Genomic DNA, 26,797 nt, shown 5'->3' with positions numbered 1-26,797 from the left:
AATCCACCTTCGGTAACGCTAGTTGCCCCTAGCGTGGCCCAAGGGTCTCCATCCCCTGCCCTGTCTAGACATTAGTTGATAGCAATTTATTTGAGGAAGTGCCTGTGACCACTGTACTTCGTACCAGCCCCCGACGATTTGTCACGACTCCTGCGATCGAACGTGTGACGGCACGGGCGCTGCGGTACTTACTATCGGGATTCTCGATTCACCTGCGGGGCCCCGCCGGAACCGGAAAAACCACCCTGGCGTTACATCTAGCGGATTTGCTGGAACGTCCGATGATGCTGATGTTTGGCGATGATGATGCCAAAACGTCGGATTTGATCGGGACCCAATCGGGCTACACCCGCAAAAAAGTGGTGGATAACTACATTCACAGCGTGGTGAAGGTGGAAGACCAACTGCGGCAAACCTGGGTAGATTCTCGGCTTACCTTGGCTTGTCGTGAAGGTTTTACGCTCATCTATGACGAGTTCAACCGATCGCGCCCCGAGGTGAATAACGTTCTGCTGTCGGTGCTGGAGGAAAAAATTCTGGTACTGCCGCCGGAAAGCAATCGGGTGGAATACGTGCGGGTCAACCCTCAGTTCCGTGCCATCTTTACCTCCAACCCGGAAGAATACTGCGGTGTTCACTCCACCCAGGATGCGTTGATGGATCGCCTCATTACCATCACGATGCCGGAGCCGGATGAACTCACCCAGCAGGAAATTCTGGTGCAAAAGGTCGAGATCGATCGGGTGAGTGCAGCCTTAATTGTGCGTTTGGTCAAAGCCTTCCGGGCGGAAACCAAGACCTCCAATTCCTCCGGGCTACGGTCCTGCTTGATGATCAGCACCATCTGCCGGGATCATGACATCGAGATTTCGCTGCATAATCCCGATTTCCGCGACGTTTGCCAGGACATCCTGCTGTCCCGATCGCCCTTAGAGATGGAAGAAGCAACCACGCTGCTATGGCATTTAATGCAGGGCGCGTCACCTATTCCAGAAAGCCAATCCATTCTGAAGGAACTGGTGCCCGTGCAAACGGTGTCAGTCCCCCAACCCGCGCAGCCGATCGCGCCCACGCCCTCCCCAGAACCCGTTGACAACACTCAAATTTCCACAATTTCAATTCCTCAAACAACAGTAGTCAGTGCAGCTAGTGAATCCTTGGGGGATGAACTGGTCAGCGATGAATCTGTAAGCAATGAACTGGTCAGTAACGAACTGGTCAGTAACGAACTGGTCAGCGATGACTTTGGACTGGGTGAACTCCCCATGGCCGATCTCATGTCTGATCTGATGTCTGCAACGTTGCCTGAAACGACGGAAACTGGGGTGGAAATCGCTCCCGACCCGCTTGTGATGGTGTTGGAGTCGGAACCGGAAACCCAAGATTTCCGAGGGAATGCCTTGGAAGTCGAAGTCGTGGCTGAAGTCCAGACTGCTGACGAACTCGACGCAATGCCTGAAGCCGATGAAATCGCTAGCGAGTTAACCGACGTGTTAGCCATGCTGCCCGATGCCTCGGAAGCCGAGACTGAAGCTGCCCCCGAACCGCCTGTGCAGTTATCGATCGAGGAGCAGATTTACCAATACCTGACCCTTTGCACAACTGGGGCACGGCTCTCCGAAATTGAAGGCGAACTGGGTCTACAACGCAGTCAAACCGTAGATGCCCTGCGCAAGTTAGCCCAAGAAAAACGCCTAGCCCATCGCGATCGTTCATTTTTTGCAATTCCCTAGGAGCTTGCCATGAGTTATTCGTCGGCAATGCCCCCGACTGGATTGCAATCCAATTTGCGATCGGATGCTACGAAATCCATCACCACGTCCACCCAAGGTTCCACGCTAGCGGATGTGCTAGAACGGGTACTGGATAAGGGAATTGTGATTGCTGGAGATATTTCCGTTTCCGTTGCCCATACGGAATTACTGAATATTCGGATTCGGTTGTTAATTTCCTCCGTCGATAAGGCACGGGAAATTGGGGTGAACTGGTGGGAAAACAATCCTCATTTCAGTAGCCAAACCCAAACCCTCGTCGAACAAAACCAGAAGTTACTCAACCGAGTGGAACAACTGGAAGCCGAACTGCAAGCCCTCAAAGCTCTGCCGCAGCAGCCGATCGGCTAATTGAACTGCCCCCTCTTGCCCCCCTCCTATTGCCGTGTCCCTTGAAGTTTCCCCTGTAAGCCCCGACGCCCCCGATTTAGGCTCGATCGTTCCCGAACCCACGGGTAAACGAGATGCGGGTTTGGCTCCTTTGTTATTGACGGTGGTTGAACTGATTCGCCAACTGATGGAAGCACAGGTGATCCGCCGGATGGACAGCGGAGAACTGACCGATGAACAACTCGATCGGGCAGCGGACAGCTTACAAACTTTAGAACAGCAAGTTTTAGAAATTTGCAAAATTTTTGACATTGATCCGGCGGATTTGAATCTGGATCTGGGCGAGGTGGGTACTCTATTACCAAAAGCAGGGGGCTATTATCCCGGTCAGCCGACGGAAAAGCCCACCCTTTTGGAATTACTCGATCGCCTGTTAAATAAGGGCATTGTGGTGCAAGGCAGTGTGGATTTGGGATTGGCCCAGTTGGATTTGATTCATGCCAAATTGCAATTGGTGTTAACCTCCAAACCCATCTAATCCCAAATTGATTAGCTATTACATTCCGCTGCTGCTTCCATTTTTGACTTCTCAGTTTCTTCCCCCAAGTCTCTAAGGTATTTTTCCCATGTCCCATGGTTTATATTTGTACGGCATCTTCCCCAGCCCCGGCCCCACTGGGTTAGCGCTAGAAGGCTTAGATCAACAGCCGGTTCAGACCCAAGTCATTGAAGATTTTGTCTTCCTATATTCCGAGGCCAAGCAAGCCCGCTATCTCGCCAGTCGGCGCAACTTGTTAGGCCATGAAAAAGTGTTGGAAAAAGCCATGGGTGAGGGCTATCGCACCGTTTTACCCTTGCGATTTGGCTTGACGATTCAGGATTGGCAAACGGTCAATGAGCAGTTGATTGCACCCCGTAGTGCGGAAATGAAAGCCCTATTAGCGCGACTGGAAGGATACCGCGAAGTGGGAGTAAAGGTATTTTGGGATGCGGAGGCAGAATTACAGCGTCTCATGGCAGAGAATGCAACGCTGAGGGCCGAACGCGATCGCATGTCTGGCCGCAATCTGAGCATGGATGAAGTGGTGCGAATTGGCCAAGCGATCGAGCAGGCGATGGATGCACGGCGCAACGCAATTATTACCGCCTTTAGGAATGGGTTAAGTGCCCTCGCGATCGAGGTAGTGGAGAATGACAATCTGACGGAAGCAATGGTTTACAATGCCGCCTTCTTGATTCCTTGGGAGACGGAAGTCGCCTTCAGTCAACAAGTGGAGGCGATCGATCAGCAATTCCCCGATCGCTTGAAAATTCGCTACAACAACTTCACCGCTCCCTATAACTTTGCACAGCTGAATTAAAGTCGCTGGGTTGAATTCAAGTTACTGAGCTGAATTAAAGTCGTTGAGCTGAATTAAAGGTGCTACGTGGTCACAGTGACGGGGATGACAACGATCGTGGGAGAGTTGGGTTATGTTGCATCAAATTTTGTTTGCACCGATTACGGGGTTGACTTGGATTGCAGAACAGGTTCACGATCGGGTGATGGTGGAACTGGATCAAAAGGAAAACCTACACAAACGTCTGTTAGCCCTGCAAATGGCCTTTGATATGGGAGAACTGGACGAAGAAACCTTTGAAATCCAAGAAGAGGAACTGTTGCTAGCCATTCAGGCCATGGAGGAGGCTGAATAACTATGTATACCTATGCCTTCACCGACGATACCAATATTTGTCTACCCACAGGAATGGTCGGTGAGTTAACGATCGTCGAGCATAATGGAATTTCGGCCATTGTCGAACCAGGTTTTAGTCTTCAATCCTGTGAAACGGACGATCGCGCCTTGCTTCAGGCCGTGATGATTCATGATTGTGTATTACGAGTTCTGTTTGCCCAGACGACAATCCTGCCCCTGCGATTTGGGACTGAATTTGCGTCGGAACAGGATTTACTTCAGCATTTGCAGGAGAGCGCTTCTCACTATTTCAACAAACTGACCGATCTAGATGGCAAAGCAGAATATCTCTTAAAGCTCTCGCCCGTGGATTGTCCGGAAGAAGACCTCAACCCACAACTCAAAGGTCGCGCTTATTTTCAGGCGAAAAAACAGCTTGCAGAGCGCCAATATGAATGGCAACAAAAACAAAGAACCTCCTTTGAAATGATGTTGGGCATGATGGCGACGATCGGTGCGAAGTTCGTTGCAGGCAGTGGTCATCAGGTGCATTTGTTGCTCGATCGGGCCAATAATCTTCCACAAACCGTTTCGGATTGGCAGGCCCATTGTCCATTTTGGCAAGTGCAAGTTAGCGAAGAGTTACCGCCCTATCATTTTGTTTAGTTGGGACTGGTGATTTAGTTGGGACTGGTGATTTAGTTGGGACTGGTGATTTAGTTGGAACTGGTGATTTAGTTGGAACTGGCTATTGAATTAGACCTGATCTCCGGGATGAACCCAATGGCTGGTACCCTGAACCACTGAGGACACAGTAGAATAGCTTTGCTGAGTAAGGACAACGCTGAGTAAGGAGGATTCTATGACCTTTGACCCGAAGTCTGTGTCTGTCAACGAATCTTCGGCACAGATCGATCGGGGAGATCGGTCACCCATCATCATTGCCCAGGATGTCCAGAAATGGTATGGCCAGTTTCAAGTGCTGCAAGGGGTGAGCCTGCAAGTCTATCCCGGTGAGGTTGTCGTCGTCATGGGGCCATCGGGATCGGGCAAGTCCACCTTCATCCGCACCTTTAATGCGCTGGAAGAATATCAACAGGGGCACATTACGATCGACGGGATTGAACTGTCCCAAGATGTGAAAAACATCGAAAAAATTCGCCAAGAAGTGGGCATGGTCTTCCAGCAGTTCAACCTATTTCCCCATCTGACAGTCCTGCAAAACATCACCCTAGCGCCCACCCACGTCCGCAAATGGAGTGCCGCCAAAGCCGAAGAAGTGGCGATGCAACTGCTGGAGCGGGTGGGCATTCTGGAACAGTCCCACAAGTATCCCGGTCAGCTTTCCGGGGGCCAACAGCAGCGGGTCGCGATCGCCCGTGCCCTGGCCATGCAGCCCAAAATCATGCTGTTTGATGAACCCACCTCAGCCCTAGACCCGGAAATGGTGCGGGAGGTGCTCGATGCGATGAAATCCCTGGCGCAGTCCGGTATGACCATGGTCGTGGTGACCCATGAGGTGGGCTTTGCGCGGGAAGTGGCCGATCGGATCGTTTTTATGGACAGTGGGTCGATCGTGGAGATTGCCCCGCCGGACGCATTTTTCCAAAATCCCCAGGAGGAACGCACCCAGCGGTTTTTGGCACAAATTCTCTAGCTTTTCAACCTTTTCAACCCAAATCCCATAACGGTTGCAATGGCACTACCAAGATAATTAACTCTCGAAAAGTTAACCGAATGGCAGAACTTACGCTGTACTTCTTAACGAAATCCCATCCATTTGTTAAAACATGCTGCGACGATCGCTCCGAGGACTCAGAATTTCGGGATAATGCAATCAAGCAGGTACAGCTTAGCTCAAAGTTCAACTCAAGGTTGAAGAGGTGATGAGCCTCAGGCTTCGTCAATATTTGCCTAGGTACTCTGCATCTAGGTCTTCTGCACAAGTATTGCGAAGGCTTCCCCTTCCCGTACTGGATTCTCGCTGAACTCCTTCCAGTACTCTCCCAAGGTCGCTACGCCTAACGTCTCTATCTGACTGGTTTAGTGATCGGCTCTCCATCTCTTCATCCCTCCAACTCATTCGCTACATGCAAGTTCGCTACATGTAAAGAGAGGGATCTGTTATGACCGAAAGAAGACTCTCGGGGTCACGAAGCGTTGCGATCGTTGGCCCCTACCTCAGCGGAAAAACTACCCTATTAGAAAGCCTACTGTCTGTGACGGGAGCCATTACCCGTAAAGGTTCGGTTCAAGAGAAAAATACGGTCGGGGATAGTTCACCAGAGGCCCGCGATCGGCAGATGTCCGTTGAAGTGAACGCCGCCAGTACGTCCTATGGCGGTATTTTATTGACCTTTTTAGACTGTCCGGGTTCCATCGAATTTGCCCAGGAAACCTACAATGCTCTGGTGGGCGTAGACGCCGTGGTTATCGTCTGCGAACCCGTGGTCGATCGGGTATTGAATCTGTCGCCCCTGTTTAAATTTCTGGATGATTTGAAAATTCCGCATTTGGTCTTCCTCAATAAAATGGATCGGGCCGATGTGGACTTTATGGAAGTGCTCCATGCGTTGAAGGGCATTTCCAGCCGTCCGTTAGTACCGCACCAATACCCGATCGGACGGAGCGAAAATCTACTGGGCTTTATCGACCTAGTTACTGAGCAAGCCTACCACTACCATCCCGGTGCCCCCGCCGATCCGGTGCCCTTCCCCAAGGAATTGGAAACGGAAGAACACATCGCTAGAACGGAAATGTTGGAAACACTAGCGAACTTTGATGATCACTTACTGGAGGAATTGCTAGAAGACATTGCCCCCTCGGAAGAGGAAATCTTCCAGGATCTGAAGATGGAACTGGGAGCCGATCAAATTGTGCCCGTGTTCTTTGGCATGGCCGATCGGGATTTTGGCGTCCGGCCTTTATTGGATGCCTTGGTGCGGGAAGCCCCAGAAGCTGATACGACTGCCGATCATTGGGGGCTGAAAGCAGCGGAGAAAGACCCGATCGCCCAAGTACTCAAAACCTACTACACGCCCCAGGGCGGTAAATTAACACTGGCACGGGTCTGGCAGGGCGAAATCACCGATGGCATGGTGCTAAACGGGGTTCGGATTGGCGGACTCTATCGCCTCATGGGAATGCAAACCCAGTCGGTACAAACGGCGCGGGCCGGAGATATCGTGGCTTTGGGCCGGATGGAAGGCATCAAAACCGGAGACATTCTCACCACGGGGACAAATCTGCAACCCTTACCGCAGGCAGATTCAATCTCTCCAGTGTTCGCCCTAGCGATCGCAGCGGAAAAACGCAATGATGAAGTCAAACTCACCACAGCGTTGACAAAACTGTTGGAAGAAGATCCCGCCTTGAGTTGGGAACACCATCCCGACACCCACGAAATTATCCTGTGGGGCCAGGGGGATATTCATTTGCAAGTCGCCCTCGATCGGCTGCGGCGGAAATACAATCTGCCCATGGTGACCCATAAACCGCAGGTGCCCTATAAGGAAACCATTCGCAAAGCTGCTAAATCCCACGGGCGCTACAAGCACCAAACCGGCGGCCATGGTCAGTTCGGCGATGTGCATTTGGACATTAAACCCGTGGGTCGTGGGGAAGGCTTCAGCTTTAGCGAAACCATTGTTGGGGGAGTTGTTCCCAGACAATACATTCCGGGGGTGGAAATTGGGGTGCGGGAATACCTCAACCAGGGGCCGTTGGGATTCCCGATCGTCGATATTGCCGTGACGCTCACCGATGGTTCTTACCACAACGTGGATAGTTCCGAGCAAGCCTTTAAGCAAGCGGCCCGCATTGCCATGCAGGAAGGCTTAGTCAAGTGTGAACCGATTTTGCTGGAACCAATTCTCAGCATTACGATTTCCGTACCCACGGACTTTACCTCCAAGGTTCTGCGCTTGGTCAGTGGCCGTCGGGGCCAAATCCTGGGCTATGATGCCAAGGCGGGTTGGGTTGGCTGGGATGAGGTGCAAACCCAAATTCCCCAGGCGGAAATGCATGACATGATTGTGGAACTGCGATCGCTCACCATGGGCGTTGGCAATTTTGAGTGGCAGTATGACCACTTGCAGGAAGTGCCGGATAAGTTGGCAGAACGGATTTTGGCTAAAACCGATAAGGGAACGGTAACGGCCAACGGTAAACGTTAGGGGCGTCCTGCTAGGCCAGGGTTACCCCCCCTACGATCGAATGACTTTTGGGCAGATCAAGGTGGATTGCAGAAGCGATCGATTACCATAGATCTGCCCTTTTGTTGTGATCTCCCATGACTTCTGCTGCTACGCCCAAGCTTTGGCCCAAACCCGCGATCGCGACGAAGGTGTTCCACTGGCTCAATATCATCAGTGTGGCGATCATGCTGACCAGTGGCCTGCAAATTTATAATGCTAATCCAGTTTTTGGAGGTCGGGCGGGGTGGCACATTCCCCCCATTTTCGGCCTCGGTGGTTGGCTGGCGGGGGGACGCGATTGGCACTTTGCCGGGATGAATCTCTTTGCCCTCAATTTGTTGTGGTATGGCGTTTATATTTTGGCGACCCGCCGCTGGAAAATTCGCTATGTTGGCTGTAACGATGGGAAAGCGTTAATTCAAGGTAAAAATCCCAAACGCAAAGTCTATGCGCTACATCGCTTGGTTTACACTGCGATCGTGCCGGTGTTGCTGCTAGCAATCCTGACGGGCTTGGGAATGTATAAACCGGCGCAGTTTGCTTGGATTCTGGAACTTTTTGGGAACGATTGGCAAGTGCTTCGCACAGTGCATTTTCTAACGGTTCCGATTACGTTAGTGTTTACTGCGTTACATTCCACCCTGGCATTGCGGGCCGGGGGTTCTCGGCTGGTGGAATCCATGTTTTGGTGAGCCGTTCCCGCAACCATTACCAGTCCCGACGATCGGAATAGTCCTCCGAGGATTTGGGATCCAGTTCCCAGCGGTGGGAGTCGCGATTTTCCAGCATTTCTGTGGTGTGGAGCCATTCCCGATCGGGAATTTCAATGCCCACGGCAACAGCTAAATCTTCCACGACATTTTGTTCTGGGGTGGGCGCTGTGCCGCCGACGGCTTCCTCACCGGAAACTTGCGCTAGGGACTGATCAATATTGAAATCTCCGCCGGTGGTCGAAGCCCCAGTTGAACAGTTGTTTTGGAGTTGTTGCAAAACCCGACCCATTCCAGTATCCCGATCGGTCAGTCCAGCCCAAAGGGGCGATCGGGCATTTTGCAAGTTGGGGGCATGTTTCAGAATTTCATTTTCCATAAGGGGTTGAATACGATTGGGGGGAGTTGGAGACTGTTCATTGTCATCGCATTCCACGGGGTGTTGTTTTAACATGGCTAACTCTCCTGTAATGATAGATATCTATCTCCATTACAATACTTTCTTGCTATCTCTAGCATATAAATTATTTCTAAATTCCATCAGATTAAATACATTACTTTTTAATCGCGACTATCCACGGAATCGCGGGCGATGCCTTGCAGATAGACCGGTGTGGCAATGCCCCAAAAACATGGCAACACCTACAAAACCGACGCATGGGTTGAAGCGATGGATGAGCGACGGATGGACCATTGCATTATGACGAATCGATCGCGTTAATTGTATATGATTTTAATCAGCTTGTTCCCTCAAAAAAAATAGGACTAAAAACAGATTGCTCCGCTCTTAGTCTCTAACATTTCTAGTACTTAAACAGGAAGTAAACCAATGAATGATGTTGTGAGGTTGACAGTCACCTATTCCTCATCTTCTTCATCCCAGGTCTCTTGGGTATAGCCCAGAGCTTCCGCAGATTGGCGTTCGGAACCACTCAGCTCTTCCCAATACTTTTCGCTCGATGCAGGGGGATCGGTTTCTTCCTCCCAACTGTCAGCATCCCAACCCAGATTGCCCCAAAGTTGTTGTTCTGCGCGGTTCAAGTCATCCCAGCTTAGATCATCCCACACTTCAGAAGGATTGCCTGCTACTGCCCGAACGTCTGACATGATGATTTTCCCTTAGCGTTTCAAGGTGTTAGCTCTAGACTGCCCACCTGATTCGTTCAGAGAACACTATTTTCCCAAGAGCCTAAAAAACAAGAGCATACAAAAGATGTTGCCCAATTTGACCCAAAGTTGATCTGGATGGGGACAGGGCCTGTGACCGCCTGGAGGAGAGAGGATCGGGAATGAAGCCTGTCGGGACTGCAAGCGCATCAGGACTGTGAGAGGACTGTAAGGAGCCTCGGCGGACGGGATTTGCTAGACTAAACGAGGATTTCTTGTTGTAAGCAGGTTCACGATCGAAGACCATGACTAACATTTCCAATATCACCGTCAAAACGATTACTGGCGACGAAAAGAAGCTATCGGACTATGCAGGTAAAGTTCTGCTGATTGTTAATGTAGCTTCCTACTGTGGTTATACGGGGCAGTACAAGGGATTGGAAGACCTGCAAAAACAATATGCTGACCAAGGCTTGCGGGTATTGGGCTTTCCTTGCAATGATTTTGGGATGCAGGAGCCAGATTCCAATGAGAAAATCCAGCAGTTTTGTGAAACTCGCTATGGGGTGACGTTTGATTTGTTTGATAAGGTGAAAATCCTGGGAAGCGATCGCCATCCGCTATATGCAGAATTGACCCAAACGCCGCCCCAAGGGGATGTGAAGTGGAACTTTGAAAAATTTCTGGTGAACAAGCAAGGGGACGTAGTGGCTCGCTATGGCAGCAGTGCTACACCGGGAAGCTTGGTTGCAGCGATCGAAGCGGAATTGGCCCAGTAGTCTTCATCGCAACTGTCTAACTGTCACTAGCGAATCAATAGGCTAGGAGTCCGATCGCGCTCCTAGCCTATTCAGTTTAGGATTCAACAGTACAATAGAGGGCAATGACCCTTTAACAAGCGATTGGATTCGGCTATGGTGGGATTTTTTCGGCGCAAAACGTGGAGATGGGGCGTTCTTTGGGCAGCGATCGCCCTCTGCCTTGCGGTTCAACTCTCCGCCTGCAATCCCACCCACTTCAAAAGCCAAGCGGCCCGAGTCCCTGAACTGATCATTAGCCAAACTGGCAACCCAAAAACCTTTAATTATGCCCTGAGCAACGAAAATCCGAATGTTTTTGGCTACCTGTATGAAGGCTTGATCAACGAAAATACCTTGACTGGCGAACTAGAACCTATCCAAGCAGAGTCTTGGGAAGTTTCGCCCGATAAAAAACGAGTGATTGTGACCCTGCGCCCCGGACTGCAATGGTCGGATGGGCAACCACTCACAGCAGATGATGTCGTGTTTAGTTTTCAGGATGTTTATTTCAATCCTGATATTCCGACGGATATTCAAGATGTTTTGAAGATTGGAAAAGATCGCAAGTTGCCGACGATCCGCAAAATTGACGATCGGCGCGTGGAATTTACCACCCCAGAACCCTTTGCGCCGTTTTTACGCCAACTGGGTCTCGCCATTTTACCGAAACATGCCCTGGAATCGACGGTGCGGGAAAAAGTGGATGGCAAGCCCAAGTTTATGTCTACCTGGACAACGGAAACTGACCCTCGGCAAATTGTCTGTAATGGCATGTATGTGCTGGACAGCTACACACCGAATCAGCGAGTGATTTTTAAACGCAATCCCTACTACTGGCGCAAAGATTCGCAAAATCAGCAACAACCCTACATCGAACGGATTGTTTGGAAGTCCGTAGAAAACCAAAATACGGAATTGCAACAGTTTCGATCGGGGGGGCCAGATCTCGTAGAACCGATTCGTCCAGAGGATTTCGCGCTGTTGAAGCAAGAGGAAAAACGAGGTAAATTTACGCTTTATGTCGGTGGGCCGCGTCCGATTTTCACCTTTGTTGCCTTTAACCTCAACCAGGGCAAACGCAACGGCAAACCTTTGGTTGATCCGGTGAAATCCAAGTGGTTTAACAACGTGAAGTTCCGCCAAGCAGTGGCCTATGCATTGGATCTCGATCGCATGAATACCAACCTGTTTCGCGGTTTGGGAACCCGGGTGCATTCCAGCATTGTGCAGCAAAGCCCCTTTTATTTACCGCCCGAAAAGGGACTGAAAACCTACAGCTACAATCCAGAACGAGCGCGGCAAATTTTGCAATCCGCTGGGTTTAAATATACGAGTGACAACAAATTGGTAGACGCTGACGGCAATCCTGTGAAGTTCACAATCACCACCAATGCAAGTAACGTCTTGCGGGTGCAAATGATTTCGCAAATTAAACAGGACTTGGCCCAGATTGGCATGGAAGTGGCTCTGAGCGCGATCGACTTTAATGTACTCAGTGACAAAGTAGATAACTCCATGGACTGGGATGCGGTGCTGATGGCCTACGGGGGCGGGGGCCTTGACCCCCATGGCGGTTCCAATATGTGGCTGACCGACGGACGATCGCACCTATTCAACCAAAAACCAGGGCCGTCGGCTCCCCCGGTGGAAGGACGGGTGGTGTCCGATTGGGAAAAGGAGATTGAGCAACTGTATATCAAAGGAGCTCAGGAACTGGATGAAACGAAGCGTAAACAGATTTACAACCAGTTTCAACAAATCGCCCAGGAACAAGTCCCCTTTATTTACCTCGTCAATGCGCGGATTATGGCAGCGGTGCGCGATCGGGTTAAAGGCATTCGCTATCCAGAAGGCGGTGAAGCCCTGTGGAATCTCCATGAGTTGAAGGTGGAAGACTAATGGTGAGTTTTCCAAGAACGTTAGGGCTCGGTTTAGGTTCGGGATTGCTAGCCTTGATGCTATGCGGCTGTAATCCCCATCGCTGGGCAAAAGAATCTGAATCAACGCTGCGATTGCTAACTCCGATCGATCCCAAAACCTTTAATTACGCCAACAGTGCCTCGGTGCCCAATATTTTTCTGTTTAGCCATGAGGGCCTCACCCGCGAAAATGGTATGACGGGGGCGGTGGAACCCGCACTGGCAGAGAAATGGGAGTTCTCGCCGGACAAAAAGAAGGTGGTGTTTACCCTCCGGCCAGGACTGCGCTGGTCTGATGGGCAACCCCTCACCGCAGCGGATGTCGTGTTTACCTATAACGAGATTGTTTTTAACGAAAAAGTCCCGATCGAATCCAAGGATCAAATTCGCATTGGCGCGAAGGGTGAGTTTCCCAACGTGCGGCAACTAGACGATCGGCGGGTGGAGTTTACCTTTCCCGAACCGTTTTCGCCCTTTCTCCATACGACTACTGGAGGCCGCACGGGGTCGGTCGCGATTCTGCCGAAACATAAGCTAGAGCGATCGCTGAAGGAAGTTGACCAGAAGGGCAATCCAAAGTTTCTCAATACTTGGGGCACGGATACCAATCCGAAAGATGTTGTGGTTAGCGGCCCCTATATGCTGGAAAGTTACACGACGGGACAGCGAGTGATTTTTCGCCGTAATCCCTACTACTGGCGCAAGGGAGCCCAGGGAGAAACACTGCCGAAAATTGAAAAAATCATTTGGAAGGTGATCGAAAATCAAGATCTGCAATTGCTGAAATTTCGATCGGGTGATTTGGATGTGATGGGCGATGCCCGTCCGTTGAAAGCAGAGTATTATGCTTTGCTGAAACGGGAAGAGCAACGGGGTAACTTTCGGCTAATGGATGGGGGGCCATGGTCGGGGGTGTTGCAGTTTGTATTCAATTTGAGTACCGCTAAAAATAAAGACGGGAAACCCTTTGTTGATCCGAAAAAATCCCGTTGGTTCAATAACAAGCTGTTTCGCCAAGCCGTTGCCTACAGTATTGACAAGGAACGGATTAATAACAATATTTTCCGGGGATTGGGTGTGGTGCAGCATTCCCCCGTATCAGTGCAAAGTCCCTTTTATCTCTCGCCCCAGCAGGGCTTAAAAACCTACGCTCACAACCCAGCGAAGGCTAAGGAATTACTGCAACAAGCGGGTTTTCGCTACAATGCCCAGGGCGAACTCTTCGACGATCGCGGCAATCGCGTTGAGTTTGAACTGATTACCAATGCCAATAACCTGGTGCGGGTGGCGATCGCGGCACAGGTACAGCAGGATTTGAACAAAATTGGCATGAAGGTGAATTTCCAAGCAATTAACTTTAATGTGCTAGTGGATAAGATTAATAGTTCACGGGATTGGGATACCCATATGGTGGGGTTTGAGGGCGGTGTGGAACCTCATTTGGTGGCAAACCTGTGGATGAGCAGCGGCGGTTCCCATTCGTTTAATCTCAAGCAGCAACCAGGGCAGCCTCCCATCCAGGACTACGCGCCGAAGCCCTTTGAAGTGGAAATCGATCGCCTGTTCCGGGAAGGGGCGCGGGAATTCGACTTGGAAAAACGCAAAAAAATCTATGGTCAATTTCAGCAACTGGTGCAGGAAGAGTTACCGATTATCCATTTGGTCAACGATCGGGCATTGATGGCGGTGCGTAACCCCGTGCAGGGCTTGCAATACAACGGGTTACCCTTTTGGGGGCTATGGAATATCGATGAACTCTACCTGACCCAATCCCGTTAGCGGGGTGGATAGTAAATATAGAATTCTGGTGGGGTGGGGCGAGAAGGGGGTAAGTCAATGGTAGGTTAGTTCCAGTGTAATTGATTTTCTGCGGCACTATGACCCACCCGGAACAGATTCGATCTCTGCTGCAAGCTGTTGCCCAAGGCCATCTCAGTCCCGATCGAGCGTTGGAAAATCTCAAGGATCTCGCCTTTGAAAAGGTGGGGGATTTTGCCCATGTGGATCACCATCGGGCGATTCGGACAGGCTTTCCAGAGGTGATTTGGGGGCCGGGAAAAACGCCGGAACAAATTGCCCAAATTATGGAGTCGATGCGCGATCGGGCGTCGGTGGTGATGGCGACGCGGGTGGAGCGGGAGGTCTACGATTGGATTCAGCAAATGGTGCCGCAGGTGGAATACTTCGATCGGGCGAAGATTTGTGCATTGCGATCGGCTCCTCCACAACCGATTCCGGGAACGATCGGTATTCTGTCAGCGGGGACGGCGGATTTGCCGGTCGCGGAGGAAGCGGCCATTACAGCGGAGTTGTCGGGGTGTTCTGTGAAGCGTTTGTGGGATGTGGGCGTAGCGGGAATTCATCGTTTATTAAGCAATCGCCATGTGATTGCTGATGCTGATGTGTTAATTGTAGTCGCGGGAATGGAGGGTGCATTGCCCAGCGTGGTGGGAGGATTAGCAGATTGTCCGGTGATTGCTGTGCCGACTAGTGTTGGCTATGGTGCTAGTTTTAATGGATTGGCTGCATTACTGGGGATGTTGAATTCCTGCGCAGCGGGGATTGGTGTAGTGAATATTGATAATGGGTTTGGGGCGGCGATGCTGGCGGCACAGATTTTACGAACTGCGAATCGAGTTCGCGATCGCGCAAGGGGATGATGATCCACAGTAACAGACTATCGACGGACTATCGGTTGCTTTAAGATCTGGCTAATTGCTGTTACAACAGGCTTTGAGCTAGTCCGACTCCAATCCTTAGTCCACATGAATGGTACTAGTGAAATCGTTCCCCCTGATCGGGTGATTAAGTCGATCGTGTAGGATGTCGTGCTCCCATCATAGTTGCTATGAACCTTTTCGATCCAATGGATCGATTGAATCTGAGCGAGCGGTTTCTGATATTGATGCCGCCAAAAAATGTGGCGACAATTGGCGGACAGCCAGCCAGTTTCGGTATCAAATTGCCAATCAACTGAAATTGGTGTACACAGCAGCACGAGAATCAAAACACCGGTGCCAACCCCCCAGAAAATAGTCCAGTTACGGCTGCTACTCTGATTGTTATATTCGAGCTTGAATGGTTCTGCCGGAACCTGCTGACTGAATGTGTTGATCGTCTGGGTACTGCGCTGCACCACATCACCGGTGACACCAGGAAATTCAAAGGTTCGCTGAGGCGTTGTCAGCATGAGTTTATAGCTAGTCCCGCCATCAAAGGTTTCTTCGATGATTGAGGCGGACTGAATTGATTCGATTGTGGTATTGCGTTCATTCGGCACGATCGCTTGTCGCCATCGGGTGACTTGGCAAGGCATCGGGCTACGACTGGAAGTGCATTCTAGCTGCATCACTTGACCGGATGTGTAAGAATACCATGCTCCATACGTCGTACATAGGAGACCGAACAAGATGACACCGAGCCACCCAATACGCTGGCCATATAGATGGAGCCTTGTGGGTTGCTGCTGGATGATATAAAGCGACTGACTCATGTTGGGGTCAATTTGGACAGAATAACTGCACGCTACAGATGAATCAAGCGATCGTCTATCAAATTATGAGAAAAGCATTAACTTATAAAAAGTTCTATTACCTCGGAATACTAGTTCGATTGCTACAAAGAGATCGCGATCGCTCTAACCACACAACCTGAGCAGATAATCTTAAACTACGTCAAAGTTTGAACGAAGCCAGCTAACAAAAAGCTGAGCCGCGAGCTTGCGAGTCGGATCCAGCGACGGGTTAGCATTTCCCAATCATTTCTCTGCGATTACAAGCATTTCAAAATCCTCAGTCGATAATTCGTCATTCCGACTAAAAGCACCAAGCTTCGCGCCGAAAATATCAATGACGTTGAAATCAAGGGTTTTTAACAGCCATGCTATTTCCGGTGGCGTATAATACCTTTCGTTGCAGTGGAGTTCCTTTTTATTCCCGAGATCATCTTCGACATATACGGTATTGTGTTCCCGAAAAGTCATCAAATCGAATGAAATACTGTCGCATTTTGCGTTTCCTTCTTTTGTGTTTGAATCAAGAAAATCTTTGACGGAATGGAACAGAGGAAATAGGGCATTCAGAGTCGTAAATATCAGTTTCCCTTTCTGCGTTAGGGCATTAGAAGCATTCCGGAGGATCTGATAGTTCATTTCATCGGTCTCCATCAGCGAAAACCCTCCTTCGCACAACATGATTACCAAGTCGAATTCATGTAGGAATGGAAGATCTCTGGCATCATGCTTTTGAAAATGAATTTGGAGATTATCCATAGATGCCTTTTCTCTTGCACGCTCTAACTGCGAATCTGAAAGGTCAACCCCCAGAACGGTGTAGCCTCTTTTTGTCAACTCAATTGCATGCCTGCCTGTTCCACACCCAATATCCAGTATCTTTAAGCTCTTATCATAACCAATCTCTTTTTCAATAAAGTTGCATTCACCAACGGTGCCTTGGGTGAAGCACTCGTTGTCATATTTCATTCCATAATTTTCGAATAGTTCTTCATACCATTGTTTCATGGTGTTATGTCCTTTCGTTATGATGCTATCGTTCCTGCTGAGCGGCTGTGAGCGATGCTACGCCTATTGTAGATCAACATTTGACAGCCCGCTCCAATGGACTTGTTAGCTGATAATATCTCAGAGCAGTCAGATCAATCGTCATAGCGATTCCCAGTCTGGTGAGATGCAGTCTGCAATCTAAAGCCCTTCTCTGGCTCAATTTGGATGTACTTCATTACGAGGGGAAGCGCTATATGCAAGAAGAGTAATTAGCTTTCAGCACTTGTTCTATCGTCTATATAATGGGATGAAAACCATCTGGACACATTACCTCATTTAAATTGAGTCCTTCACCTATGATCTTAGGCTGTTGTGAGCGAATGAGCGTTGAGCGTTGATCTGATTCACAGCTAAGTTGATAGGTTAGATACTCAGAAAATTCCGGAATCTCTCGGGAAAAGCCTAGCCACACAATTCCAATGTAGCTACTGAGTTTATCTTGCTTGGCAGTAGCTGTGATCAAAACTGCACGGTTCTTGCAGTCCCAAATTTCACATTTGGCGAAAACGCCATTCTTCAATACAGGCATATCTACTTTAAGTAGACCATATCGATAATATTTATTTTCTTTGCCAAGATTAAGTCTTCTCTGTTTATTCAGCTCACGCCAATCAAGGGTAAAACGATTCTCCTCTAAGAGCTAATTTCTAAAGTAAAGCTTAAGCTGCTTTACGGCGTAGCATCAGACGAATCAGCGCCCCGTAAATCATGGCTTCGCTGGTCTCAGTGTAGACCTCATAATCTTTGCTCAAGCGTCGGTAGCGGTTCAACCAACCAAAGGTGCGTTCCACAATCCAGCGTTTAGGCAAGACTTCAAAGGTCTTGGAAGAGCGTTTAATGACCTCAACCCGCACCGAGTCACCACAGACTTGACGAACCGCTCGCGCAAAGGTCTCCCCCGAATAGCCTTGATCCACATAGATGACCTCTAGACGAGCTAACTGGTCGCGAGCCTCGTTCAACACAACAATGGCTCCTAATCGTTCTGAAGCATTGGCTTCCGTCACCAAGACTCCCAACACGAAGCCCTGAGAATCCACTACGACATGGCGCTTACGGCCTTTAACCTTCTTGCCGCCATCAAACCCGTAGACCGCCCCCTTTTTTCCGTCGTTTTGACGGATTGCGAATCTGCGATTGCTATGCTGGAGGCGACCGCTCGTCCCAAGTCTTCGCGAAGTTCACCCCGCAATTCATCATGAATTGCCTGCCAAAGGCCTTTACGTTGCCACTTCCGGAAATATTTGTAGACCGTCTGATGAGGCGGCAAGTCGTGAGGCAGCATTTCCCATTGGCATCCAGTCCGTTGAATGTAGAAGATGGCGTTGAGAATCTCGCGCAAGTCCACCTCACGCGGATGCCCAAAGCCTTTGGGAGCTGGTAACTTAGGTTCAATGATGACCCATTCTGCATCGCTCAGGTCACTGGGATAGAGTTGGCGGGTTGGATTGGCAACTGCAGGGAGTCGGCTCATCGTCAACGCTTGAATGCAACACATTTACAATAAAAAATGTCGGAACCTGCCTTTGCCTCTCTTTAGATTCTCTTTAGAACTCAGCTCTTAGTCTAGGCGCAGCCTAACATAGGGCCTGCGCCTCACATACCGTCTTAAGCTAGACGATCGCGTCCCTCCAGCCCCCATCTCTGACTATCAATTCTATCTAACCAGCAGCCGGACTCTGTGCCTCCGGTTGATCCAGCGCAAAATCCCAGAATGTCGCCTCAATTTTATGGCCATCTAAATCCCTCACAAAACACCCATAGTAAGGATCGCCATAATCCGGCCTAGGGCCAGGAGCCCCGTCATCTTGCCCGCCCGCCTGCAACGCCGATTCATAGAACGCATGAACCGCTTCCTTCGTTGGCGCAATAAATCCAATGTGCGATCCATTTCCCACATTAGCCGGTCGCCCATCGATCGGAACTTGCACCCAAAACTCCGGATAAACCTTGCCATAGGCCACAGCATCGGGATAATCCATCAGTCGTTGGTAGCCCAACGTTGCCAACACCGCGTCATAAAACGCAACAGCCTGTTCAAACTGATTCGTTCCCAGCGAAACATGGGACAGAATACTGGGACTTTCTTCGGAGCCAGTGGAGCCTTGAGCAGGGGAAGGGTGAGTTTCAGAACACATATTTCCTCCAGACAATCTATGTCAATCGAAATCATGCAATAGACAGTTTTGCCAATTCTCGTTCTGTCAGGATCATGGCGGAGTTCAACGGCTCTCCTTCTGACTGCTTGCCAGTCGCCTTGCCCAGTGTTTACTCGCTCTATTTGCTCAAGGGCACAGATCTCAAAGATCGATCTCATCGGTCGATCGATCAGACTACGCCCCTAGCCAAGCGCCCAACCCGATCGCACTGTAGTCCGGTTTAACCACAGAGTCGATCACTAGAAGCGTCCTAATGACCCAGCGCCCAACTAGACCCTAAGCAGAATTAAGCCACCCTAGATCAAGCAGTTTAATTAAAAATGGAGCTAAGCGGATTCGAACCGCTGACCCCTTCAATGCCATTGAAGTGCTCTACCAACTGAGCTATAACCCCTTACGGTAAACTAAATTACCGCAAACCTTCCCCCTTCGTCAAGCCTCAAAATAAATTTCTATTCCTCCCGCCACAACTGCGGCTGCTGAAAGCGATGCACATCCTCAATCACCTGCGCCCAGCCCTCCGCCAACGAAGCCAAAATCCGATCGCCCTTTTCCTTCGTTGCAGCCGTCGCATCCCCAATTACCCCACTGCGACTGATATCCCGCGTTGTCCAAGGAATCGGCAAATTGCGCTCCAACGTGAGTAAACTATCCTCCGGTAGGCCATGGGGATATTCCATAACCGCCCGATCCATTTTTACTTGATCCGGCAAAATAGACAGCAACAAACTCGTTTCCGCATCTCCCGCATGAATCCCCAACCAGCCTTCCTTTTCCGTCAGCAGTTGCTTCGTGATATGGGGGACACGCCAGGTAAAGAACGGAAATACCTCAAAATCCTCATGGGCCACGTGCAAATCCCGCGCCACGATGTCCATAATCTGCGGCTGCCCCCCATGGGAATTCATCAGAATCAACTTACGAAATCCTGCTCGGTATAAACTTTCGCCCGTTTCCATCAACACACTAGTTAACGTCTGGGCCGATAATGTAATCGTGCCAGGAAAATGCCAATGCTCATTGGATTTGCCATAGTACAACGAAGGCATCGCATAGGCAGGAACAGCGGGATTAAGCCGATCGAGGGCTTGACCTAACACCGCCATCCCGATCGCAGAATCCACCACCAACGGTAAATGCGGCCCATGTTGTTCGATCGCGCCTACAGGTTGCACAATCACAATGCGCTCTTTATCGGGTAAATTGCGAATATCTGTCCAAGTCAAATAGGGAAAAAAACGCTCCGGTGGAATAAATCCATGCATCATGGCAGTACTCACCCTCAATGAATAACAGTAATAGACAACACTAATAAACAATGGCAAGGAATAACATAGACAATGGCAAGGAATAACAAAGCAACCAGGGCACGATCGCGGGTTTCGATACCCACTGCTCCTCAGACCATTGCCATAAATTCCAAATGATCTCAAGATGGAAAGCGGTAGGAGACACCATCCATGGGATCGTGATCTCCTCACCGCCTTCAAAATCACTGTTCCAAGAGCTGCCTAGAACCGCTTAGAACTTGCCATCGATCGCATCCACACAACGATCGCACAATAACGGATGGTCCTCGGCCTGCCCGACATGGGTGGAATAGTTCCAGCAGCGATCGCACTTTTGTCCTTCCGCATCCGCCACACCCAGAGACCATGTTTCAGAACTGAGCGAATATTTCATACCTGAAATGCGATCGGCACTTTCCACCAACTCCACCTGCGAAGTCAGGAACAGATAACGCAATTCATCAACCCGATTCCCGGCCTTGCTGTCTGCGGGATTCAGCGTTTGTAACACCGCTTTCCAGCTATCATCCGCCACGTAGATTAATAACTTCGCTTCCAATGACGAACCAATATCCTTCGCCGCCCGTGCCTGTTCCAGGACTTTGTTGGCTTCGGTGCGCAGTTCCCGCAGCTTCACCCATTTGTCTGCCAAGGTTGGATTCTTCCAAGACTCCTCCAGGTGTACCCAGCCCGATTGGAAGACGGACTTATACGGTGTGGCATAGGGCAAAAATTGCCAGATATCCTCCGCCAAGTGGGACAGGACAGGCGCGATCGCCTTGGCTAGGTTTTCCAGCGCGATCGCCAACACCGTTTGGCAACTCCGTCGCCGTTCTGCATTAGCGGAACTGATGTAGAGCCGATCCTTGGCAATATCCAGATAGAAATTGGATAAATCCACCACACAGAAATTCTGCACGGTTTGGAAGAAGCGCGAAAATTGATAGGTTTCAAAAGCGTCAGTGACTTCTGTAAACACCTCCGTAATGCGATGCAGCATATAGCGATCGAGTTCCGGCAGGTCTTCATACTTCACCGCATCCTTGGCCGGATCGAAATCGTGCAAATTCCCCAGCAGGAACCGTGCCGTATTGCGAATCTTGCCCCGAACATCGTTCAGTTGTTTGAGGATATTTTTCCCTAAGGGCATATCGTTGGTGTAATCCACGGAGGAAATCCACAGTCGCAGAATATCAGCTCCATAGGGAGGCTCCTGCTGCTGATTTTTGCCCCCTTTGATCACCACCGCCGGATCAATCCCATTACCCAGGGATTTACTCATCTTGCGACCCTGTTCATCGATCGTGAAACCGTGGGTCAATACCGTTTTGTAGGGCGCATGACCATTGACCGCTACACTGGTCAGCAAACTGGATTGGAACCAACCTCGGTGCTGATCGGAGCCTTCCAGGTAAATATCCACCGGATAGCGATCGCGCAACTCAGACCGCGCCTGCACCACCGAAGCCCAGGAAGACCCGGAATCAAACCAGACATCCATCGTGTCAAAGCCCTGGCGGTAAGTTCGACCATTGTTGCGATACTGCGCAGGCAGCAATTCCTCCACCGTCATCTCCCACCAGGCATCGGAGCCTTTCTCCGCAATAATGGCTTGGATATGAGACAGGGTTTCCGCTGTGATTAACGGTTCATTGGTTTCCTCGTCGTAGAACACCGGAATCGGGACCCCCCAACTGCGTTGTCGAGAAATACACCAATCTGATCGCTCCGCTACCATTGCCGTGATGCGATTTTCCCCCTGTTCCGGAATCCATTTCACTTCCTGGATGGCCTTGAGTGCCGCCTCCCGGAAGCCTTCCACCGAGGCAAACCACTGTTCCGTTGCTCGGAAAATCACGGGTTTTTTCGTCCGCCAATCGTAGGGATATTTGTGCTGGTAGGGTTCTTCCTTCAGCAGAGAACCCGCTGTTTGTAACGCTGCCACTACCGCAGGATTCGCATCCTTCAGCACATTGAGTCCCGCAAACGGCCCCGCTTCCTCAGTCATATTCCCCGCATCATCCACCGGCGACAGGATCGGCAAACCATAGCGCTGTCCCACGAGGTAGTCTTCCTGCCCATGGCCGGGAGCCGTATGCACCAAACCCGTTCCAGATTCTGTGGTGATGTAGTCCCCACCGATAATGATTTCACTCACGCGATCGAACAGGGGATGTTGATAGGTGCAATGCTCCAACAATTTACCCATGGTCGAAGCCTTCACCGTTAGCGTTGTGCCCAGCTTTTCCGCTAAGGTTTCCACAAGATCCTTAGCCACAATCAGATATTTGAAGCGAGTCGGATTATTGTCACCCACTTCCACCACGGCATAGACCAAATCCGCATTCACGGCAACCGCTAAGTTCCCCGGCAATGTCCAAGGCGTTGTCGTCCAAATTGCCACACCCAATTCTCCTAGGAAGGGATCAAACGGGGTCTGCAAAGCAGGTGCAAGATTCAGGACTTCAAAGGCCGCATACAAGCTATTGGAGGTGTGACCTTCGGGATATTCCAACTCTGCTTCTGCAAGGGCCGTGCGGGAACTCGGACTCCAATACACGGGTTTCAATCCCCGGTAGATGTAGCCCTTGAGAAACATTTCTCCAAATACACCAATCTGGGCCGCTTCATACTGCGGATTAAGGGTGACGTAGGGATGATCCCAATCCGCCCAAACGCCATAACGCTTAAAGCCTTCCCGTTGGTTATTCACCGTTTCCAGGGCAAACTCCGCTGCTTTTTTCCGCAGGGCGATCGGCGTCAAGCCTTGGCGTTCTGATGACTTCAGTCCCTGTAATACCTTCAGCTCGATCGGCAACCCGTGGCAGTCCCAACCGGGTACAAATCGCACTTTCCGCCCATTGAGCAGTTGATACTTGTTGATGATGTCCTTGAGGATCTTGTTCAACGCATGGCCTAGGTGCAGATCACCATTGGCGTAGGGCGGGCCATCGTGCAGCACAAATAGCTCACCGGGATTTTCCTGGGCTAGGGTTTCGTAAATCTTCTCCTCGTTCCAAAGGGTTTGAATCTCTGGCTCCCGTTTGACAGCATTGGCCCGCATGTCAAACTTTGTCTGAGGCAGATTAACGGTCTCTTTGTAGCTTCCAGGTTCGGTTAGAGCCATGATTCCAAGAAATGTAAGAGTTGCGTGGGCAGAGTTTGCAAGTCGTGAACAGAGTATTACAGGAGATGACCCAGCCTTTACCGGCCTTAATCTCAATCGACTAACTTAATCTCAATTGACTAAATCGATCGCACATACAAAAGTCCTGATACTCCCACAGTTTAGACATTATTGACAACTGGGGGGGGTCACCGCAAGGGATTTTTAGTGACCGGACGCGGGATGCCAGATCGAGGCTTGGCTTTACAGTCGGCTTTACCGGAAGCTTGCTATGCCCCTGGGGCCAGCTTGGGAGGCACACGCTTGGAAAGCACAGGTTTGGGAGGCACAGGTTTGGAAAGCAGAGTCTTTCGAGGGCAGCAAGACTAGAGATCTAAGCGATCTCAAGACATGGGTTGGCATTTTGCCCACAGATGGTATTTTGCCCCAGTTGGATCCTGGATTCGATGTCAATAATAGTTAACAAATCCCGTCCAACCTCTTGACAGAAAACGCCAAATAGTAGATTGGGCAAGAGTTTTACAAATCTGAGGAACAATATTACAAAATATTGCAGACCCACAGGAATGAACCGCGTCATGCCGCAAAATTGGTTCTGGAAGGTCGCTAGTCCAGAAGCTGAATTCAGCCAAAGGTTGCCAGATGGGCGCTTCAGGCATGATGTCAGATACTGTACTCGCCCAGCCTTGGGAGCCATTTGGGGAACTCCTTTTTTAGACAATTTTTTTGGTTACAGATCTTTTGGAGGAATCCATCCATGAGTATTGTCACGAAGTCTATCGTGAATGCAGATGCTGAGGCTCGTTACCTCAGCCCTGGTGAGCTGGATCGCATCAAGAGCTTCGTTGCTTCTGGCGCAAGCCGCCTGCGGATCGCTGAAACCCTGACCGGTGCTCGTGAGCGCATCGTGAAGCAAGCAGGTGATGCACTGTTCCAAAAGCGTCCTGATGTTGTTTCTCCTGGTGGAAACGCATACGGCGAAGAAATGACCGCTACCTGCCTTCGTGACCTTGACTACTATCTGCGCCTCGTGACCTACGGTGTAGTTTCCGGCGACGTTACCCCGATCGAAGAAATCGGTATCGTGGGTGCGAAGGAAATGTACAAGTCTCTGGGTACCCCCATTGATGCAGTGGTGGAAGGCGTTCGTGGTATGAAGAGCGTTGCTACTTCCCTGCTGTCTGGTGAAGATGCTGCTGAAGCTGGCGCATACTTCGACTACGTAATCGGTGCAATGAGCTAGTTCTTCGAATTCTGTTCGAGAATTTCTGCCATTCCACATATTTCGTACAACCCGATTGTAAGGAACTTAGAATCATGCAAGACGCAATTACCGCTGTTATTAATTCTTCTGACGTTCAGGGTAAATACCTGGATTCCTCCGCTCTGGACAAGCTGAAAGGCTACTTCGCAACTGGCGAACTGCGCGTTCGGGCTGCTAGCACCATCTCTGCTAATGCTGCTGCGATCGTGAAAGAAGCAGTTGCTAAGTCTCTGCTGTACTCGGACACCACCCGTCCCGGTGGCAACATGTACACCTGCCGTCGTTATGCAGCTTGCATCCGCGACTTGGACTACTACCTGCGCTATGCAACCTATGCAATGCTGGCTGGCGACCCCTCCATCTTGGATGAGCGCGTTCTGAACGGATTGAAAGAAACCTACAACTCTCTGGGTGTACCCGTCGGTTCTACCGTTGGTGCTATCCAAGCAATGAAAGAAGTGACCGCTTCCCTGGTTGGCGCTGACGCTGGCAAGGAAATGGGCGTGTACTTCGACTACATCAGCTCTGGCTTGAGCTAGTTCCGTTAATAAACGGTACAAGGTTGATAGGTAAATCAGTTGTGGGCTTAGAAGTTTACTTTGCTCAGATCTGGTAACCCTATAGCTTTCCTAGGAGCCAGGAGTCAGGTTTAGCTCGTCGAAGGCTAGTTATTTTCTGGTTTTAGCGATCTAAGTCTGGTTCTTGGTTTCTTAGCATCCAGGAAAGTAATGTCTTGAATTTTGCAATCTCCTTTGGAGAAGTTGCGCGATCGCTGCGTAGGCTAGTTCCTGTAAGCGCTTGCGTTTTGAGAAATTGCATAAATTTGCCCTATTGACAGTGACGAGTCTGGGGCACAACATTTTAGATCTAGGCTTGCTTAGGTTGGCATTAGGAGAGATAAATCCATGAGAATGTTCAAGGTTACCGCTTGCGTTCCTAGCCAGACGCGCATTCGCACCCAGCGGGAATTGCAAAATACCTTCTTTACCAAGTTGGTTCCCTACGAAAATTGGTTTAAGGAGCAGCAACGCATCCAGAAAATGGGCGGCAAGATTGTGAAAGTTGAACTTTCCACCGGAAAGCCCGGAACCAATACTGGACTAGCGTAGTAATGCTCTATGCCACAACTGCCCTTGTAAGGCGTGGCTCTGAGTATCAAGACTGTTGGAGGCTACTGTAGCCTCCTTTTTTGTTGGGCTTATCCCGACCCCTCAGCCCCCAGGAATTCTCGCTAAAGCCTCTAAATAAACTGGCTAAAGCCTCTAAATAACTGGCTAAAGCCTCTAAATAAAAAGAGAGGCTACTCGCCTCTCCTGCGCTCCCCTTCAGCTTCTTGCGGAGCATTTGGGTTTGCTTCTTGATTTGTCGCTGTCTAGCAGAACTCCGTTTACCTTTATCATTCCGTCCCTCTCGACGGGGGGACTCCCATCGTTTTAGTCTCATAGGATGACCTCATGCTGTCATAGTAATATACTACCAACATACTACAGCAATCGTCTAGTCCATTCCTGAAAATACAGAACCCAAGAACCGAAACTACAGAAATCTAACCAGAAGAAATCCAACCAGACTATGGGAATCTGCCAGCATTAAAATGAACAACTCAGCTGTTACCAATGCCAACTATGTCGTCTTGTAGGAATTCGATAACTGACCAGCTTCCGAAATAGAAACTTTGTTTTAGAGTAATGGGCGAGGAGAGACTCGAACTCTCATGCCTTTGCGGGCGGCAGATTTTGAGTCTGCTGCGTCTACCATTTCGCCACTCGCCCGAGTTGCGTTCCCTTACTATACCCTAAGCTTTTAGCAGAAGCAACCATTGGCTGCAAAATTTCTGCTTTGGGTTGAATTCTTGGGAGGCTCGCTATCCAGGGACCTCATTGACTG

24 protein-coding genes, 2 tRNA genes and 1 pseudogene are annotated in these 26,797 nt (G+C 50.1%); 16 read left to right on the top strand and 11 right to left on the bottom strand.

Translation table 11 applies throughout. The features are described from left to right. Positions 1 to 104: 104 nt before the first annotated feature. From gvpN to H6G21_RS21375, 9 genes and pseudogenes are all read left to right on the top strand, one after another. Positions 105 to 944 (top strand): annotated as a pseudogene (gene gvpN / locus H6G21_RS26370) (gas vesicle protein GvpN); the annotation flags it as partial. Between the two features lie 816 nt (positions 945 to 1,760). Beyond that, on the top strand, positions 1,761 to 2,123 hold the full coding sequence (locus H6G21_RS21410; RefSeq protein ID WP_199307368.1) for a gas vesicle protein: 363 nt from the start codon (positions 1,761 to 1,763) through the stop codon (positions 2,121 to 2,123). A gap of 85 nt (positions 2,124 to 2,208) precedes the next feature. Further along, on the top strand, positions 2,209 to 2,640 hold the full coding sequence (gene gvpJ / locus H6G21_RS21405) for a gas vesicle protein GvpJ (protein WP_347278054.1): 432 nt from the start codon (positions 2,209 to 2,211) through the stop codon (positions 2,638 to 2,640). 88 nt (positions 2,641 to 2,728) lie between these two features. Continuing rightward, positions 2,729 to 3,463 (top strand): GvpL/GvpF family gas vesicle protein, encoded by a 735-nt coding sequence (locus H6G21_RS21400; RefSeq protein WP_190575762.1) that lies wholly within the window; start codon positions 2,729 to 2,731, stop codon positions 3,461 to 3,463. Positions 3,464 to 3,575: 112 nt separating this feature from the next. Then, positions 3,576 to 3,797, top strand: coding sequence for a gas vesicle protein GvpG (locus H6G21_RS21395; RefSeq protein ID WP_190575759.1), 222 nt, complete (start codon positions 3,576 to 3,578; stop codon positions 3,795 to 3,797). Positions 3,798 to 3,799: 2 nt separating this feature from the next. After that, the gene (locus tag H6G21_RS21390; protein WP_190575757.1) at positions 3,800 to 4,444 is read left to right on the top strand and encodes a GvpL/GvpF family gas vesicle protein; all 645 of its coding nucleotides are present in this window, start codon (positions 3,800 to 3,802) and stop codon (positions 4,442 to 4,444) included. A gap of 196 nt (positions 4,445 to 4,640) precedes the next feature. Then, the gene (locus H6G21_RS21385; protein ID WP_199307364.1) at positions 4,641 to 5,435 is read left to right on the top strand and encodes an amino acid ABC transporter ATP-binding protein; all 795 of its coding nucleotides are present in this window, start codon (positions 4,641 to 4,643) and stop codon (positions 5,433 to 5,435) included. A gap of 469 nt (positions 5,436 to 5,904) precedes the next feature. Then, entirely contained in the window at positions 5,905 to 7,953 is a 2,049-nt protein-coding gene (locus H6G21_RS21380) for an elongation factor G (protein WP_190575755.1), read from the top strand. Positions 7,954 to 8,069: 116 nt separating this feature from the next. Continuing rightward, a complete protein-coding gene (locus tag H6G21_RS21375; RefSeq protein WP_190575753.1) occupies positions 8,070 to 8,666 on the top strand; it encodes a cytochrome b/b6 domain-containing protein in 597 nt (198 codons plus the stop codon). A gap of 16 nt (positions 8,667 to 8,682) precedes the next feature. On the opposite strand, the gene H6G21_RS21370 is transcribed toward H6G21_RS21375, so the two are convergent. Next, on the bottom strand, positions 8,683 to 9,138 hold the full coding sequence (locus H6G21_RS21370; protein WP_190575751.1) for a DUF6335 family protein: 456 nt from the start codon (positions 9,136 to 9,138) through the stop codon (positions 8,683 to 8,685). Positions 9,139 to 9,542: 404 nt separating this feature from the next. After that, on the bottom strand, positions 9,543 to 9,791 hold the full coding sequence (locus H6G21_RS21365; RefSeq protein ID WP_190575749.1) for a hypothetical protein: 249 nt from the start codon (positions 9,789 to 9,791) through the stop codon (positions 9,543 to 9,545). A 305-nt stretch (positions 9,792 to 10,096) separates the two neighbouring features. Between H6G21_RS21365 and H6G21_RS21360 the strand changes: the two genes are divergently transcribed. The 4 genes from H6G21_RS21360 to larB all read left to right on the top strand — a co-directional run bounded on the left by H6G21_RS21360 (position 10,097) and on the right by larB (position 15,170). Next, a complete protein-coding gene (locus H6G21_RS21360) occupies positions 10,097 to 10,570 on the top strand; it encodes a glutathione peroxidase (RefSeq protein WP_190575745.1) in 474 nt (157 codons plus the stop codon). Between the two features lie 135 nt (positions 10,571 to 10,705). Next, complete coding sequence (locus H6G21_RS21355) at positions 10,706 to 12,490, top strand: ABC transporter substrate-binding protein (RefSeq protein WP_190575743.1); 1,785 nt, start codon at positions 10,706 to 10,708, stop codon at positions 12,488 to 12,490. Continuing rightward, positions 12,490 to 14,289, top strand: a complete 1,800-nt coding sequence (locus tag H6G21_RS21350; protein ID WP_190575741.1) for an ABC transporter substrate-binding protein — start codon at positions 12,490 to 12,492, stop codon at positions 14,287 to 14,289. The genes H6G21_RS21355 and H6G21_RS21350 overlap by 1 nt, the downstream gene beginning before the upstream one ends. A 98-nt stretch (positions 14,290 to 14,387) precedes the next feature. Continuing rightward, positions 14,388 to 15,170, top strand: a complete 783-nt coding sequence (larB, locus tag H6G21_RS21345) for a nickel pincer cofactor biosynthesis protein LarB (protein ID WP_190575739.1) — start codon at positions 14,388 to 14,390, stop codon at positions 15,168 to 15,170. Positions 15,171 to 15,187: 17 nt separating this feature from the next. On the opposite strand, the gene H6G21_RS21340 is transcribed toward larB, so the two are convergent. The 7 genes from H6G21_RS21340 to ileS all read right to left on the bottom strand — a co-directional run bounded on the left by H6G21_RS21340 (position 15,188) and on the right by ileS (position 23,646). After that, complete coding sequence (locus H6G21_RS21340) at positions 15,188 to 16,003, bottom strand: hypothetical protein (protein WP_190575731.1); 816 nt, start codon at positions 16,001 to 16,003, stop codon at positions 15,188 to 15,190. Positions 16,004 to 16,267: 264 nt separating this feature from the next. Beyond that, the gene (locus tag H6G21_RS21335) at positions 16,268 to 17,029 is read right to left on the bottom strand and encodes a class I SAM-dependent methyltransferase (RefSeq protein ID WP_190575729.1); all 762 of its coding nucleotides are present in this window, start codon (positions 17,027 to 17,029) and stop codon (positions 16,268 to 16,270) included. A gap of 701 nt (positions 17,030 to 17,730) precedes the next feature. Next, positions 17,731 to 18,545 (bottom strand): IS5 family transposase gene (locus H6G21_RS21330; RefSeq protein WP_190575727.1). Its coding sequence is split into 2 segments (ribosomal slippage): positions 17,731 to 18,167 and positions 18,167 to 18,545, totalling 816 coding nucleotides; the frame shifts between segments, so codons are not numbered across the junction. A 187-nt stretch (positions 18,546 to 18,732) separates the two neighbouring features. Next, a complete protein-coding gene (locus H6G21_RS21325; protein ID WP_190575725.1) occupies positions 18,733 to 19,209 on the bottom strand; it encodes a VOC family protein in 477 nt (158 codons plus the stop codon). A gap of 342 nt (positions 19,210 to 19,551) precedes the next feature. Then, positions 19,552 to 19,624, bottom strand: a tRNA-Ala gene (locus tag H6G21_RS21320). 58 nt (positions 19,625 to 19,682) lie between these two features. Next, positions 19,683 to 20,495, bottom strand: a complete 813-nt coding sequence (locus tag H6G21_RS21315) for a creatininase family protein (protein WP_190575796.1) — start codon at positions 20,493 to 20,495, stop codon at positions 19,683 to 19,685. Between the two features lie 256 nt (positions 20,496 to 20,751). Beyond that, entirely contained in the window at positions 20,752 to 23,646 is a 2,895-nt protein-coding gene (gene ileS, locus H6G21_RS21310; protein WP_190575723.1) for an isoleucine--tRNA ligase, read from the bottom strand. A gap of 757 nt (positions 23,647 to 24,403) precedes the next feature. Here ileS and apcA point away from each other — a divergent pair. The 3 genes from apcA to H6G21_RS21295 all read left to right on the top strand — a co-directional run bounded on the left by apcA (position 24,404) and on the right by H6G21_RS21295 (position 26,019). Next, positions 24,404 to 24,889 (top strand): allophycocyanin subunit alpha, encoded by a 486-nt coding sequence (apcA, locus tag H6G21_RS21305; RefSeq protein WP_190575721.1) that lies wholly within the window; start codon positions 24,404 to 24,406, stop codon positions 24,887 to 24,889. Positions 24,890 to 24,963: 74 nt separating this feature from the next. Next, positions 24,964 to 25,449 carry an allophycocyanin subunit beta gene (apcB, locus tag H6G21_RS21300; RefSeq protein WP_190575719.1) on the top strand — a complete coding sequence of 162 codons (486 nt, stop codon included), beginning with the start codon at positions 24,964 to 24,966 and terminating at the stop codon, positions 25,447 to 25,449. Between the two features lie 366 nt (positions 25,450 to 25,815). After that, positions 25,816 to 26,019 (top strand): phycobilisome linker polypeptide, encoded by a 204-nt coding sequence (locus H6G21_RS21295; RefSeq protein ID WP_190575717.1) that lies wholly within the window; start codon positions 25,816 to 25,818, stop codon positions 26,017 to 26,019. Positions 26,020 to 26,065: 46 nt separating this feature from the next. On the opposite strand, the gene H6G21_RS26365 is transcribed toward H6G21_RS21295, so the two are convergent. Beyond that, positions 26,066 to 26,353: a hypothetical protein gene (locus tag H6G21_RS26365; RefSeq protein WP_347278052.1), complete on the bottom strand. Its 288-nt coding sequence runs from the start codon at positions 26,351 to 26,353 to the stop codon at positions 26,066 to 26,068. A 246-nt stretch (positions 26,354 to 26,599) separates the two neighbouring features. Beyond that, positions 26,600 to 26,682 (bottom strand) — tRNA-Leu (locus H6G21_RS21290). Between the last annotated feature and the right edge of the window lie 115 nt (positions 26,683 to 26,797).

Source organism: Alkalinema sp. FACHB-956 (genome assembly GCF_014697025.1).
GTDB lineage: Bacteria > Cyanobacteriota > Cyanobacteriia > Leptolyngbyales > Leptolyngbyaceae > Alkalinema.
The sequence above is the reverse complement of the archived record's forward strand: the minus strand, read 5'-3'. Positions and strand labels throughout refer to the sequence as shown.

Excerpts from the sequence above, each read along its gene's own strand:
- H6G21_RS21340 (WP_190575731.1), bottom strand. The coding sequence starts at position 16,003 with ATGAGTCAGTCGCTTTATATCATCCAGCAGCAACCCACAAGGCTCCAT.
- apcB (WP_190575719.1), top strand. The coding sequence starts at position 24,964 with ATGCAAGACGCAATTACCGCTGTTATTAATTCTTCTGACGTTCAGGGT.
- H6G21_RS21365 (WP_190575749.1), bottom strand. The coding sequence starts at position 9,791 with ATGTCAGACGTTCGGGCAGTAGCAGGCAATCCTTCTGAAGTGTGGGAT.
- H6G21_RS21400 (WP_190575762.1), top strand. The coding sequence starts at position 2,729 with ATGTCCCATGGTTTATATTTGTACGGCATCTTCCCCAGCCCCGGCCCC.
- H6G21_RS21360 (WP_190575745.1), top strand. The coding sequence starts at position 10,097 with ATGACTAACATTTCCAATATCACCGTCAAAACGATTACTGGCGACGAA.
- H6G21_RS21395 (WP_190575759.1), top strand. The coding sequence starts at position 3,576 with ATGTTGCATCAAATTTTGTTTGCACCGATTACGGGGTTGACTTGGATT.
- apcA (WP_190575721.1), top strand. The coding sequence starts at position 24,404 with ATGAGTATTGTCACGAAGTCTATCGTGAATGCAGATGCTGAGGCTCGT.
- H6G21_RS21410 (WP_199307368.1), top strand. The coding sequence starts at position 1,761 with ATGCCCCCGACTGGATTGCAATCCAATTTGCGATCGGATGCTACGAAA.
- H6G21_RS21350 (WP_190575741.1), top strand. The coding sequence starts at position 12,490 with ATGGTGAGTTTTCCAAGAACGTTAGGGCTCGGTTTAGGTTCGGGATTG.
- H6G21_RS21315 (WP_190575796.1), bottom strand. The coding sequence starts at position 20,495 with ATGCATGGATTTATTCCACCGGAGCGTTTTTTTCCCTATTTGACTTGG.
- H6G21_RS26365 (WP_347278052.1), bottom strand. The coding sequence starts at position 26,353 with ATGAGACTAAAACGATGGGAGTCCCCCCGTCGAGAGGGACGGAATGAT.
- larB (WP_190575739.1), top strand. The coding sequence starts at position 14,388 with ATGACCCACCCGGAACAGATTCGATCTCTGCTGCAAGCTGTTGCCCAA.
- H6G21_RS21370 (WP_190575751.1), bottom strand. The coding sequence starts at position 9,138 with ATGTTAAAACAACACCCCGTGGAATGCGATGACAATGAACAGTCTCCA.
- ileS (WP_190575723.1), bottom strand. The coding sequence starts at position 23,646 with ATGGCTCTAACCGAACCTGGAAGCTACAAAGAGACCGTTAATCTGCCT.
- H6G21_RS21385 (WP_199307364.1), top strand. The coding sequence starts at position 4,641 with ATGACCTTTGACCCGAAGTCTGTGTCTGTCAACGAATCTTCGGCACAG.
- H6G21_RS21295 (WP_190575717.1), top strand. The coding sequence starts at position 25,816 with ATGAGAATGTTCAAGGTTACCGCTTGCGTTCCTAGCCAGACGCGCATT.
- H6G21_RS21325 (WP_190575725.1), bottom strand. The coding sequence starts at position 19,209 with ATGTGTTCTGAAACTCACCCTTCCCCTGCTCAAGGCTCCACTGGCTCC.
- H6G21_RS21390 (WP_190575757.1), top strand. The coding sequence starts at position 3,800 with ATGTATACCTATGCCTTCACCGACGATACCAATATTTGTCTACCCACA.
- H6G21_RS21335 (WP_190575729.1), bottom strand. The coding sequence starts at position 17,029 with ATGAAACAATGGTATGAAGAACTATTCGAAAATTATGGAATGAAATAT.
- H6G21_RS21380 (WP_190575755.1), top strand. The coding sequence starts at position 5,905 with ATGACCGAAAGAAGACTCTCGGGGTCACGAAGCGTTGCGATCGTTGGC.
- H6G21_RS21355 (WP_190575743.1), top strand. The coding sequence starts at position 10,706 with ATGGTGGGATTTTTTCGGCGCAAAACGTGGAGATGGGGCGTTCTTTGG.
- H6G21_RS21375 (WP_190575753.1), top strand. The coding sequence starts at position 8,070 with ATGACTTCTGCTGCTACGCCCAAGCTTTGGCCCAAACCCGCGATCGCG.